General features: G+C 40.7%; 9 protein-coding genes, 3 tRNA genes, 3 rRNA genes, 1 other RNA gene and 1 pseudogene. 12 read left to right on the top strand and 5 right to left on the bottom strand.

All coding sequences use genetic code 11. From position 1 onward, the window contains the following. Positions 1-124 precede the first annotated feature (124 nt). From D8852_RS07670 to D8852_RS07625, 10 genes and pseudogenes are all read left to right on the top strand, one after another. On the top strand, positions 125-598 hold the full coding sequence (locus D8852_RS07670) for a sigma-70 family RNA polymerase sigma factor (protein WP_125426284.1): 474 nt from the start codon (positions 125-127) through the stop codon (positions 596-598). Positions 599-670: 72 nt separating this feature from the next. After that, a tRNA-Glu gene (locus D8852_RS07665) sits at positions 671-742 on the top strand. A 119-nt stretch (positions 743-861) separates the two neighbouring features. Then, positions 862-2,408, top strand: a 16S ribosomal RNA gene (locus D8852_RS07660). Positions 2,409-2,459: 51 nt separating this feature from the next. Beyond that, a tRNA-Ala gene (locus D8852_RS07655) sits at positions 2,460-2,532 on the top strand. Between the two features lie 122 nt (positions 2,533-2,654). Next, positions 2,655-5,294: ribosomal RNA gene (locus tag D8852_RS07650) — 23S ribosomal RNA — on the top strand. Positions 5,295-5,371: 77 nt separating this feature from the next. Continuing rightward, positions 5,372-5,487, top strand: a 5S ribosomal RNA gene (gene rrf, locus D8852_RS07645). Together the 16S, 23S and 5S rRNA genes with 3 tRNA genes alongside form the textbook arrangement of a ribosomal RNA operon. 5 nt (positions 5,488-5,492) lie before the next feature. Continuing rightward, positions 5,493-5,566: transfer RNA gene (locus D8852_RS07640), tRNA-Asn, on the top strand. A gap of 186 nt (positions 5,567-5,752) precedes the next feature. Next, positions 5,753-6,139: pseudogene (tnpA, locus tag D8852_RS07635) on the top strand (IS200/IS605 family transposase); the annotation flags it as partial. Between the two features lie 264 nt (positions 6,140-6,403). Further along, positions 6,404-6,637, top strand: a complete 234-nt coding sequence (comW, locus tag D8852_RS10090) for a sigma(X)-activator ComW (protein ID WP_125425324.1) — start codon at positions 6,404-6,406, stop codon at positions 6,635-6,637. Between the two features lie 237 nt (positions 6,638-6,874). Then, positions 6,875-8,161, top strand: a complete 1,287-nt coding sequence (locus D8852_RS07625) for an adenylosuccinate synthase (protein ID WP_125425327.1) — start codon at positions 6,875-6,877, stop codon at positions 8,159-8,161. 483 nt (positions 8,162-8,644) lie between these two features. Here the strand turns inward: D8852_RS07625 and D8852_RS07620 are convergent, their stop codons facing one another. Continuing rightward, positions 8,645-9,100: a hypothetical protein gene (locus D8852_RS07620; RefSeq protein ID WP_125425323.1), complete on the bottom strand. Its 456-nt coding sequence runs from the start codon at positions 9,098-9,100 to the stop codon at positions 8,645-8,647. Positions 9,101-9,456: 356 nt separating this feature from the next. Between D8852_RS07620 and tadA the strand changes: the two genes are divergently transcribed. Together tadA and ffs are read left to right on the top strand one after the other, a co-directional pair. Then, a complete protein-coding gene (tadA, locus tag D8852_RS07615; RefSeq protein ID WP_125425322.1) occupies positions 9,457-9,924 on the top strand; it encodes a tRNA adenosine(34) deaminase TadA in 468 nt (155 codons plus the stop codon). A 32-nt stretch (positions 9,925-9,956) separates the two neighbouring features. Next, positions 9,957-10,050: signal recognition particle sRNA small type (ffs, locus tag D8852_RS07610), an RNA gene on the top strand. 82 nt (positions 10,051-10,132) lie between these two features. Here ffs and D8852_RS07605 read toward each other — a convergent pair. The 4 genes from D8852_RS07605 to D8852_RS07590 are packed head-to-tail and all read right to left on the bottom strand — an operon-like array spanning position 10,133 to position 12,678. Then, positions 10,133-11,350, bottom strand: coding sequence for a tyrosine-type recombinase/integrase (locus tag D8852_RS07605; protein ID WP_260467098.1), 1,218 nt, complete (start codon positions 11,348-11,350; stop codon positions 10,133-10,135). A 40-nt stretch (positions 11,351-11,390) separates the two neighbouring features. After that, the gene (locus tag D8852_RS07600; RefSeq protein ID WP_125425321.1) at positions 11,391-11,906 is read right to left on the bottom strand and encodes a hypothetical protein; all 516 of its coding nucleotides are present in this window, start codon (positions 11,904-11,906) and stop codon (positions 11,391-11,393) included. A 17-nt stretch (positions 11,907-11,923) separates the two neighbouring features. Beyond that, entirely contained in the window at positions 11,924-12,304 is a 381-nt protein-coding gene (locus tag D8852_RS07595; protein ID WP_125425320.1) for an ImmA/IrrE family metallo-endopeptidase, read from the bottom strand. Between the two features lie 17 nt (positions 12,305-12,321). Further along, a complete protein-coding gene (locus tag D8852_RS07590; RefSeq protein ID WP_125425319.1) occupies positions 12,322-12,678 on the bottom strand; it encodes a helix-turn-helix domain-containing protein in 357 nt (118 codons plus the stop codon). Positions 12,679-12,890 lie beyond the last annotated feature (212 nt).

The following is a 12,890-nucleotide window of genomic DNA, read 5'->3' as shown; positions in this document are numbered from 1 at the left end:
ATAACCCCAGAGAGGCCAGGCCTCTCTTTTTGTATGCAGTTGAGGTAGCGAGAAGTATAGAATAGAGAAAGTAGACTCAGGGGCTCGCGCATTTTGTTAAACTAAATGCAGAAAGGAGAGGTCTATGAATCTAAAAGAGTTGTATGAAGAAAGTAAAGGGATTGTAAACAAGTGCCGCAAAGAATACCATTTACATCTGTGGGAGAAAGAGGACTGGGACCAGGAGGGGATGATGTGCCTGTATGAGCTGGTCAGTCACCATCCAGAGTTACTAGTTGGTGAACGACACCGACTATATGTCTGCTTTAAAACCAAATTCCGCAATCGTATCTTGGACTACATCCGCAAACAGGAAAGTCACAAGCGCCGTTTCGACAAAGAGCCTTATGAGGAGGTGAGCGAAATCAGCCATCGCCTAGGAGAAAAAGGACTGAGACTGGATGATTACTATCTCTTTCATGAGCTTCTAAAGAATTACAAGGCAAGTCAGAGTAAAGAAAAACAAGAACAACTTGACCGACTAATGGGAGGAGAATGTTTCAAAGGACGCAAGGCACTTCTAGGAGAATTAAGAGTGGTATTGAGTGATTTTAGATAAAATGAAAGGAGATTAAAAAAGCCCTTGACAAAGAGGAAAAAGTAGGTATAATAGAAAGAGTTGAAAAGCTCAGGTCCGTTGGTCAAGGGGTTAAGACACCGCCTTTTCACGGCGGTAACACGGGTTCGAATCCCGTACGGACTATGGGTATATCGCAGGGATGAAAAAAATAAAAAAAGTTTCAAAAAAGTGTTGACAGAGGCAGGTAGCTGTGAAAAAAACAATAAATCTGTCAGTGACAGAAATGAGTGAGAACTCAAACTTTTAATGAGAGTTTGATCCTGGCTCAGGACGAACGCTGGCGGCGTGCCTAATACATGCAAGTAGAACGCTGAAGGAGGAGCTTGCTTCTCTGGATGAGTTGCGAACGGGTGAGTAACGCGTAGGTAACCTGCCTGGTAGCGGGGGATAACTATTGGAAACGATAGCTAATACCGCATAATAGNAGNTNTTGCATGANANNTGNTTNAAAGGTGCAANTGCATCACTACCAGATGGACCTGCGTTGTATTAGCTAGTTGGTGNGGTAACGGCTCACCAAGGCGACGATACATAGCCGACCTGAGAGGGTGATCGGCCACACTGGGACTGAGACACGGCCCAGACTCCTACGGGAGGCAGCAGTAGGGAATCTTCGGCAATGGACGGAAGTCTGACCGAGCAACGCCGCGTGAGTGAAGAAGGTTTTCGGATCGTAAAGCTCTGTTGTAAGAGAAGAACGAGTGTGAGAGTGGAAAGTTCACACTGTGACGGTATCTTACCAGAAAGGGACGGCTAACTACGTGCCAGCAGCCGCGGTAATACGTAGGTCCCGAGCGTTGTCCGGATTTATTGGGCGTAAAGCGAGCGCAGGCGGTTAGATAAGTCTGAAGTTAAAGGCTGTGGCTTAACCATAGTACGCTTTGGAAACTGTTTAACTTGAGTGCAAGAGGGGAGAGTGGAATTCCATGTGTAGCGGTGAAATGCGTAGATATATGGAGGAACACCGGTGGCGAAAGCGGCTCTCTGGCTTGTAACTGACGCTGAGGCTCGAAAGCGTGGGGAGCAAACAGGATTAGATACCCTGGTAGTCCACGCCGTAAACGATGAGTGCTAGGTGTTAGACCCTTTCCGGGGTTTAGTGCCGCAGCTAACGCATTAAGCACTCCGCCTGGGGAGTACGACCGCAAGGTTGAAACTCAAAGGAATTGACGGGGGCCCGCACAAGCGGTGGAGCATGTGGTTTAATTCGAAGCAACGCGAAGAACCTTACCAGGTCTTGACATCCCTCTGACCGCTCTAGAGATAGAGTTTTCCTTCGGGACAGAGGTGACAGGTGGTGCATGGTTGTCGTCAGCTCGTGTCGTGAGATGTTGGGTTAAGTCCCGCAACGAGCGCAACCCCTATTGTTAGTTGCCATCATTCAGTTGGGCACTCTAGCGAGACTGCCGGTAATAAACCGGAGGAAGGTGGGGATGACGTCAAATCATCATGCCCCTTATGACCTGGGCTACACACGTGCTACAATGGCTGGTACAACGAGTCGCAAGCCGGTGACGGCAAGCTAATCTCTTAAAGCCAGTCTCAGTTCGGATTGTAGGCTGCAACTCGCCTACATGAAGTCGGAATCGCTAGTAATCGCGGATCAGCACGCCGCGGTGAATACGTTCCCGGGCCTTGTACACACCGCCCGTCACACCACGAGAGTTTGTAACACCCGAAGTCGGTGAGGTAACCTTTTAGGAGCCAGCCGCCTAAGGTGGGATAGATGATTGGGGTGAAGTCGTAACAAGGTAGCCGTATCGGAAGGTGCGGCTGGATCACCTCCTTTCTAAGGATAAGGAACTGCACATTGGTCTTGTTTAGTCTTGAGAGGTCTTGTGGGGCCTTAGCTCAGCTGGGAGAGCGCCTGCTTTGCACGCAGGAGGTCAGCGGTTCGATCCCGCTAGGCTCCATTGGTGAGAGATCACCAAGTAATGCACATTGAAAATTGAATATCTATATCAAATAGTAACAAGAAAATAAACCGAAACGCTGTAGTATTAAAAGAGTTACTGACTGAAAGGTCAGAAAATAAGGTTAAGTTAATAAGGGCGCACGGTGGATGCCTTGGCACTAGGAGCCGAAGAAGGACGTGACAAACGACGATATGCCTTGGGTAGCTGTAAGTAAGCGATGATCCAGGGATTTCCGAATGGGGGAACCCAACAGGTACTACCTGTTACCCATATCTGTTAAGGATATGAGGAGGAAGACGCAGTGAACTGAAACATCTAAGTAGCTGCAGGAAGAGAAAGCAAAAGCGATTGCCTTAGTAGCGGCGAGCGAAACGGCAGGAGGGCAAACCGAAGAGTTTACTCTTCGGGGTTGTAGGACTGCAATGTGGACTCAAAGATTATAGAAGAATGATTTGGGAAGATCAGCCAAAGAGAGTAACAGCCTCGTATTTAAAATAGTCTTTGTACCTAGCAGTATCCTGAGTACGGCGGGACACGAGAAATCCCGTCGGAATCTGGGAGGACCATCTCCCAACCCTAAATACTCCCTAGTGACCGATAGTGAACCAGTACCGTGAGGGAAAGGTGAAAAGCACCCCGGGAGGGGAGTGAAATAGAACCTGAAACCGTGTGCCTACAACAAGTTCGAGCCCGTTAATGGGTGAGAGCGTGCCTTTTGTAGAATGAACCGGCGAGTTACGATATGATGCGAGGTTAAGTTGAAGAGACGGAGCCGCAGGGAAACCGAGTCTGAATAGGGCGCATTAGTATCATGTCGTAGACCCGAAACCATGTGACCTACCCATGAGCAGGTTGAAGGTGCGGTAAGACGCACTGGAGGACCGAACCAGGGCACGTTGAAAAGTGCTTGGATGACTTGTGGGTAGCGGAGAAATTCCAAACGAACTTGGAGATAGCTGGTTCTCTCCGAAATAGCTTTAGGGCTAGCGTCGACATTAGAGATTCTTGGAGGTAGAGCACTGTTTGGGTGAGGGGTCCATCCCGGATTACCAATCTCAGATAAACTCCGAATGCCAAAGAATTATGGTCGGCAGTCAGACTGCGAGTGCTAAGATCCGTAGTCGAAAGGGAAACAGCCCAGACCACCAGCTAAGGTCCCAAAATAATTGTTAAGTGGAAAAGGATGTGGGGTTGCACAGACAACTAGGATGTTAGCTTAGAAGCAGCTATTCATTCAAAGAGTGCGTAATAGCTCACTAGTCGAGTGACCCTGCGCCGAAAATGTACCGGGGCTAAAACAATTTACCGAAGCTGTGGATACCTTTATAGGTATGGTAGGAGAGCGTTCTATGTGTGATGAAGGTATACCGTGAGGAGTGCTGGAACGCATAGAAGTGAGAATGCCGGTATGAGTAGCGAAAGACAGGTGAGAATCCTGTCCACCGTAAGACTAAGGTTTCCAGGGGAAGGCTCGTCCGCCCTGGGTTAGTCGGGACCTAAGGAGAGACCGAAAGGTGTATCCGATGGACAACAGGTTGATATTCCTGTACTAGAGTATGTAGTGATGGAGGGACGCAGTAGGCTAACTAAAGCAGACGATTGGAAGTGTCTGTCTAAGCAGTGAGGTGTGAATTGAGTTAAATGCTTAGTTCTATAACATTGAGCTGTGATGGGGAGCGAAGTTTAGTAGCGAAGTTAGTGACGTCACACTGCCAAGAAAAGCTTCTAGCGTTAAACATACTCTACCCGTACCGCAAACCGACACAGGTAGTCGAGGCGAGTAGCCTCAGGTGAGCGAGAGAACTCTCGTTAAGGAACTCGGCAAAATGACCCCGTAACTTCGGGAGAAGGGGTGCTGACTTTAAGTCAGCCGCAGTGAATAGGCCCAAGCAACTGTTTATCAAAAACACAGCTCTCTGCTAAATCGTAAGATGATGTATAGGGGGTGACGCCTGCCCGGTGCTGGAAGGTTAAGAGGAGTGCTTAGCGGTAACGCGAAGGTATGAATTGAAGCCCCAGTAAACGGCGGCCGTAACTATAACGGTCCTAAGGTAGCGAAATTCCTTGTCGGGTAAGTTCCGACCCGCACGAAAGGCGTAATGATTTGGGCACTGTCTCAACGAGAGACTCGGTGAAATTTTAGTACCTGTGAAGATGCAGGTTACCCGCGACAGGACGGAAAGACCCCATGGAGCTTTACTGCAGTTTGATATTGAGTGTCTGTACCACATGTACAGGATAGGTAGGAGTCTATGAGATCGGGACGCCAGTTTCGAAGGAGACGTTGTTGGGATACTACCCTTGTGTTATGGCCACTCTAACCCGGATAGGTTATCCCTATCGGAGACAGTGTCTGACGGGCAGTTTGACTGGGGCGGTCGCCTCCTAAAAGGTAACGGAGGCGCTGGGCTGTTCGCCCATTAAAGCGGCACGCGAGCTGGGTTCAGAACGTCGTGAGACAGTTCGGTCCCTATCCGTCGCGGGCGTAGGAAATTTGAGAGGATCTGCTCCTAGTACGAGAGGACCAGAGTGGACTTACCGCTGGTGTACCAGTTGTCTTGCCAAAGGCATCGCTGGGTAGCTATGTAGGGAAGGGATAAACGCTGAAAGCATCTAAGTGTGAAACCCACCTCAAGATGAGATTTCCCATGATTATATATCAGTAAGAGCCCTGAGAGATGATCAGGTAGATAGGTTAGAAGTGGAAGTGTGGTGACACATGTAGCGGACTAATACTAATAGCTCGAGGACTTATCCAAAGTAACTGAGAAAACTTAGCGTATGGTTTTTCTAATTATTTGATAGATATTCAATTTTGAGTAGGTATTACTCAGAGTTAAGTGACGATAGCCTAGGAGATACACCTGTACCCATGCCGAACACAGCAGTTAAGCCCTAGAACGCCGGAAGTAGTTGGGGGTTGCCCCCTGTGAGATATGGAAGTCGCTTAGCTTTTATCCGCCATAGCTCAGTTGGTAGTAGCGCATGACTGTTAATCATGATGTCGTAGGTTCGAGTCCTACTGGCGGAGTCATATAAAAAAGAACACCACTGGTGTTCTTTTTTATTATGTGACTATTAGTCCGTCTCGCTCCGTCAGGTGCGAGACAAATAAACCACCCGCTATGCGGGTGCGCGTTGAAGGTTATACCAAAAAAACTCCAAACGCGATACAATAAAGGTGTTCAAGCCAATTGTAAAGCGAAAGGAGAAAAATATGGCACAAAAGGCACATAGTTTATCACACACAAAGTGGATGTGTAAATATCACATTGTATTCACCCCTAAGTATAGACGAAAAATCATTTATAATCAATATCGAAGTAGTTTGGGAGAAATATTCCACCGATTATGTAGTTATAAAGGTGTTGAGATTATCGAAGGACACTTAATGCCAGATCATGTACATATGTTAGTCAGTATTCCACCAAGGATAAGTGTTTCAAGTTTCATGGGTTATTTAAAAGGCAAAAGTGCACTCATGATGTTTGACAAACACGCCAACCTCAAGTACAAGTTTGGCAACCGGCATTTTTGGGCAGAAGGTTACTACGTGAGTACAGTGGGAGTTAATGAAGCCACAATTAAGAAATATATTCAAGATTAAAGAAATTATCCAGCGTCTTTAGGCGCTGGCTGGTAATTTGGGCTTATAGCCCTGGTGCAAACCACCCGTTTGACGGGTGGTCATGATTTTATAAATGAAGTAAACTTCTCAAAATTCAAAACTTAATTTTGGCATCTATAATTACCTTTATATTTTATTTTTAGTTAGTTTAGCTTTAAATTCTTCTTTTATAGGATTTGAAGCTTTTTTAGTTCGTTTTTCTGTTAGACTAGTGTTAATAATAAGAAAGGGATTTTTTATATGCTTCAAAAATTTTATGAACGAGCATTTGTCTTTTTGAAACTAGTTGAACAAGAATATGTTTCTTTATGCCAGAGTTCTGCTGAGTGGGAATCACTTCATTTTCGTTTTTTACTTTATTACTTGATAAGATTTAGAATTAAAAGTGATAAAGAGTTTTGTTTATATCATTTTCAGACGGCCTATCGCTTGTATTTAGATAAATTCTTGCTAGAAGGTACTACTCTAAACTAGTGACGTTCATATATCATTTATCACGAACAATAATCTGTATTGATTTTATATTTTGTAGGATTTTGTTTAATTTTTAAGGTTTTGAATTTTGTTATTTACAGAAATTCCAAATCTTTTCCAGTGTTTCTTCTTGATAAAATGGTCTTTTTTTCTTATAATAAATTGTAAGATATAATTGCAGGTGAGATTCCTGCCATGTATGTGAGAAAGGAAGAGCCTGAGGGCTCAGACAAGATTATGACTTCAGTTGTTGTTGTAGGTACCCAGTGGGGTGATGAAGGTAAAGGGAAGATTACAGACTTCCTTTCAGCGAATGCAGAAGTGATTGCACGTTACCAAGGTGGTGATAATGCAGGTCACACGATTGTGATTGATGGTAAGAAATTTAAGTTGCACTTGATTCCATCTGGGATTTTCTTTCCTGAAAAAATCTCTGTTATTGGGAACGGTATGGTTGTAAATCCTAAATCTCTTGTAAAAGAGTTGAGCTATCTTCATGAGGAAGGTGTAACAACTGATAACTTGCGTATTTCTGATCGTGCGCATGTTATTTTGCCTTATCATATCGAGTTGGATCGTTTGCAAGAAGAAGCTAAGGGTGATAATAAGATTGGTACTACAATTAAAGGAATTGGTCCAGCATATATGGATAAGGCTGCTCGTGTGGGAATTCGTATTGCGGATCTTTTGGATAAAGAGATTTTTCGTGAGCGTTTGGAACGCAATCTTGCGGAAAAGAATCGTTTGTTTGAAAAATTGTATGACAGTACCCCTATTTCAATTGATGATATTTTTGAAGAGTACTATGAGTATGGCCAACAAATCAAGCAGTATGTGACAGATACATCTGTTATCTTGAATGATGCACTTGATAACGGTAAACGTGTACTTTTTGAAGGTGCACAAGGTGTCATGTTGGACATTGACCAAGGTACTTATCCATTTGTTACTTCTTCAAACCCTGTCGCTGGTGGTGTGACAATTGGGTCTGGTGTTGGTCCAAGTAAGATTGACAAGGTTGTAGGTGTATGTAAAGCCTACACAAGTCGTGTAGGAGATGGACCTTTCCCAACTGAGTTGTTTGATGAAGTGGGAGATCGCATTCGTGAAGTAGGTCATGAGTATGGTACAACAACTGGCCGTCCACGTCGTGTGGGTTGGTTTGACTCAGTTGTGATGCGTCATAGTCGCCGTGTATCTGGGATTACCAATCTTTCATTGAATTCTATTGATGTTTTGAGCGGTTTGGATACTGTGAAAATTTGTGTGGCTTATGATCTCGATGGTCAACGTATCGACCACTACCCAGCTAGTCTTGAGCAATTAAAACGTTGCAAACCTATCTACGAGGAATTGCCAGGTTGGTCAGAAGACATTACTGGAGTCCGTAATTTAGAAGACCTTCCTGAGAATGCACGTAACTATGTTCGTCGTGTAAGCGAGTTAGTTGGTGTTCGTATCTCAACTTTCTCAGTAGGTCCTGGTCGTGAACAAACTAATATTTTAGAAAGTGTTTGGTCATAGGAGATTTTTAAGATTAGTTTAAGACAGGGCGGGTATACTATAGATAGTTACAAGAAGACCTCCTAACTTGTTGTAACAAATATCCTAAACTTTTCTTTTTCATAATAATCTCCCTATTAAGTCACCGCATTCGGTGGCTTTTTTAGTTCCTAAGTCCTATATAGGCTTCTACTTGACTTTTTAAGATAAAGAAAAAAAAACAGTGGGATAGAAATCTCTAGACTAAGTTTCGATTTGGTAAACCTATATCTGTAAGATTTCAACATTTGAGTAAATTGGTTAATGTTGTGAATGGAGAAAAGAAGTTTTGGTAAAAGTAGCTTTTTGAATTCTAAAATACCAACAAATCGTTAAATTTGCCAACACATCAAAGGTTCATAACCAAGCAAAAATGAGGTTGGGATTTTTGATCCCAGCCTCTTCAGTGAACTATTTTCTTTAGAATTTATAAGTTAGATAAAATTAAATTTTTTGTAAATTAGCTTATTTGATAACTTGGTTTCCTGATTTGTCATTTTGAATTTGGTTCATTTCGTGCATAAAAACATCTGCTTTCAGTTTATCTGTGATGATACTGATACTTATTAACTTATTTAGATTTTTCTCATACCCTTCTAAAAAAATAGGATTTCTAATTTTCATGGTTAACTTTGCACAATTAAAGGGACGCTTTTTAATGGTTATTTGTTCGATGTCTTGAAGTTTAAATTGATAATGTAATACACTGAGGCCTCTGCTACTATAGGTATAATACTGAACAGTATTGTTTTTATGAACTTCTAATTTTACTCCATTTATGAAGAGATAATACCCCATAAACCATAGAAGAAGTGGAGCATAAATCAGTACGATTGCTATAATAATCTTGTCTGTAAAATCGGTATTATAAGCTATCAGATGCTTTAGAATCCAGAGAATCATAACAGATAAAGATATCATGAACGGTCCCCCCTGCTCTATTAAATTGATTTTTATATGGAAACATTAAGGTAAATTTTGGTTTATCCAGTAATAACTCTAATTTCATCATTTACCCTTTCATATTGTTTATTGTATAAATATCAGTATATTCATCTCTTGAACTTTCTATGTCAGTTATCTCCATTATTTTAAGTTCATGATTTCTGATTTTCTATCAATTTTGCTAATATTATACTCTTTTTAAAACATTATTTCTATAATCCAGCGATTTAATACTATCTAAAGTTAGTCAGTGTAAATATTATAGAGCTCTTTTTTTGTCTAGGAAAACATGATATAATAATAAAATCGACAAGCAGGAAAAGAGAGAAACTATGGATTATACAGTTGAAGAAAAAGAAGTTTTTATGAGAGAGGCTTTGAGAGAGGCTGAGATTGCCCTAGAACACGATGAAATTCCAATTGGTTGTGTCATTGTCAAGAATGGAGAAATCATTGGTCGGGGGCATAATGCGCGCGAGGAGTTGCAACGGGCGGTTATGCATGCAGAAATCATGGCCATAGAAAATGCGAATGCAAGTGAAGAGAGTTGGCGTCTGCTTGACTGTACGTTGTTTGTGACCATTGAGCCTTGTGTTATGTGTAGTGGGGCGATTGGACTTGCCCGTATTCCAAATGTAGTTTACGGGGCTAAAAACCAGAAATTTGGTGCTGCTGGTAGTTTGTACGATATTTTGACAGATGAGCGTCTCAATCATCGTGTAGAGGTAGAAACGGGAATTTTGGAGAGTGAGTGTGCAGCGATTATGCAGGACTTTTTCCGAAATCGACGGAAAAAATAATTTCTCTTTAAAAACAGAGGGGAATGTGGTATAATAAATAGTGGAGCAACAGTTCTGCGTGAAGCGGGTCAGGGGAGGAATCCAGCAGCCCTAAGCGATGTGAATTGTGTGCTCTTTTTTCGTGCATAAAACAAACCCTTTAACATCAACGGTTTAAAGGGTTTTTATTTATTTTATCGAGAAAAAAGGGGCAGTAAAGGGGCAAAATTTATAGTTTTATCTTTTCTAACTTGCTAGATATATCTGATACCATTTTTTGGGTAACGTGTGAATAAATTTCAAGTGTTGTCTTTGAATCAGAATGACCTACACGATCCATGATAGCAGTTAACGGGATTCCTAATTCAGCAAGTAAAGAGATATGAGAATGTCTGAACATGTGAGTAGTGATATTTTTGTCAATACCTAGCTTTTTACCATGATTTTTTAAAGGTATAATAACCCTGGCACTTGTTATTGGCTCTCCTAGAGTGTTGATAAAAATAGAATCAGTATCAAATCCGTTTTTTGTATTCTCTAGAATTTGCTCTTTGATAATATCTAACACTTTTTGAGGAGCAGTTATAATTCTATCTGATTTTGCCGTCTTTGGTGCAGTTCTCTTTTTGAGTCTAAAATCGTATGTATGCCTTATGTGGATTGTCTTTTTCGAAAAGTCTATATCGTGTTTGTAACTCAAGGCAGCAAGCTCTCCATATCTCATACCAGTTAGAAAAAGGACTTTGGCTATACGGATATACTTGTTTAAACGATAATCACGCAAAGCCTCTTTTTGTAAAGTTTTAATAAAGAGGTTGAACTCTTTTTGATCCAGATATTTTGTTCTTTTCTTTTTCAAGTCATCGGAGGTTGTAATTTTACGGGGTAGCTCGACAAAAAGCATTTCGTTGCTATTGATATAATTCATTCTAAGAGCGTACTTCATAATCTGATTGAGTTTAAATTTTATTTTTGAGGTATAATTCCTGGAGCGCCCGTCTTTAATCAGTTGATCTATGACTTTCTGCAATAATCTACGATCAATGTTTCTAACTAGATAATCGCCCTCTATCTGATTAAATATTTCATTTTTTACATGGTTTGCTGCATAGATTGTTGATTCTCTGACCCCATTTTTCCAATTATCCTCAAACTCATCATAAAGTTCTTTGAATGTTATATCAGATATGTTTTTATTTTTATCTTCTAGTTTCTTATTTATCTTTTCTTGCAAGAGTAAAATAGCCTGATTTCTTGCTTGAGGTGTTTTCTTCTCCATCGTAACTGAGACTTTTTTTAATTTCTCGGTATATGGATCTTTGTATCTCTTAAAAAATTTATATTTGCCGTTTGGCAATTCTTCCATCCACATTGATTTTAACCTCACTTTTTGGTAAAATGGGTATAGTAAAGAGGGCTTTTTAATGCCTTTTACTATACTGAACACCTCACGCTCTCCTTGACCAAAATTTGAGTGTGGGGATTTTTTAATTCTTCAGCATCAAATACGCATCGACGTAAATTAAAGGTACGCTTTTCTCTTTATTGCTATTTGTAGTGTATTCGTAAGAAAGTAAGTAACGTCCGTTTACAGTTAGGTGATCTTTTTCTAAAAATCTTTTTTCTATACGTTCAGTCTCCATGAACAGCATATAGAAATCACCGCTGGGTTGTGTAGCAAGTATTTTCGTGTACTTGCCTTCTTTAAAAATTTGCACTATCTCCAGATTGTCGATTCTCATTTTTAAAGAGAAGAATTTTTCTGGCTCTCTGAGAACTGTTTTGTAATCATAGATTTTATAATCATCTGACTTGTAATTGTCTTTTGTGACCTTATCAACTTTAGTCAATAGCTTATCAAAATATTCTTCTACGCTAATATCATCAGATGTTGACGATTGTGTAGTCGGTTCGCTGGATGACTTTTGCGTTTGATTTGTACAAGCGGTTGAAAGAAAAAGTGTACAAAGCAATACAGACGATATAGAAAATATTTTTTTCATTTGATCTTACTCCCTTTTCAATTCAGCAAAGCCAAATATTCCTCTTTAACCATTGTTTCATCGGCAATGGTTTTTAAATTATACTTTTCCATAAATACCAGGTAATTAAATGTAGTGGTATCTTCTGCTATATCCAACTCAGCTTTCATAAGGTGATGGATCATATTCCTATTAGCCTCAAGCTCACACTTTTCCCTAAAAAGCTGATAAGTATCTGGCGCGTGGTTTCTATGGCCTATCTCATGTAAAGCGACTTGTACCCTTTTTTCATCAGATATAGCATCACTCAAAAACATAGTTTTGAGGGCTGGGATGTAAAAGGCTTCATCTGGAAATAGACCATCTTCAAAAATCTCTATATCTATACCTAGATTTTGAGAAAATTCTTTTTCAGTCATAAACAATCCGACCTTTATTATTGTTTTCCGAGATAGATCTCTATTATGTTTTGAATTGCTTTTTTATCTTCTTCGGTTAGTGGTTTCCCATTGAAACGCATAGCAGTAGAGGCCAACTCTTCAACATCAACCTCTTTGCCCTCAAAAAAGAATTGCTCTTTATCACTTGCAATTGCAGAGTTCTCCGTACGCCCCAGAAGATAATCTGTGCTAACATTTAGGTAATCGGCGACTTTTTCTAACGGCTCAGAATTAGGTTTTGATTTTGCCCACTTTGAAATAGAGCCATTTGATAAATCAAGAGTTCGTTCAAGTTGTGCAACTGTCATAAAACGTTGTTTGACAAGCTCTTTTATTATCTCATAAGTATTCATTTCTAACACCCTCCAGAAAAAAATCTAAGAAAAATAGAAATATTTCTATATTTCTATTGACAATAGAAATAGTTCTGTGGTATTATGGTATTGTACTTGGGAGGTACACAAAATAATAAATACTACAGACGCAGAAACAGATAAAATCTGTATTTGCTACTTTTCTTATACTCTTATAATAGAATAAGTTCTATTATTTGTCAAGAGTTATC

It is taken from the genome of Streptococcus mitis (assembly GCF_003942695.1).
Lineage (GTDB): Bacteria > Bacillota > Bacilli > Lactobacillales > Streptococcaceae > Streptococcus > Streptococcus mitis_BD.
This window is presented reverse-complemented; position numbering and strand designations above follow the sequence as displayed.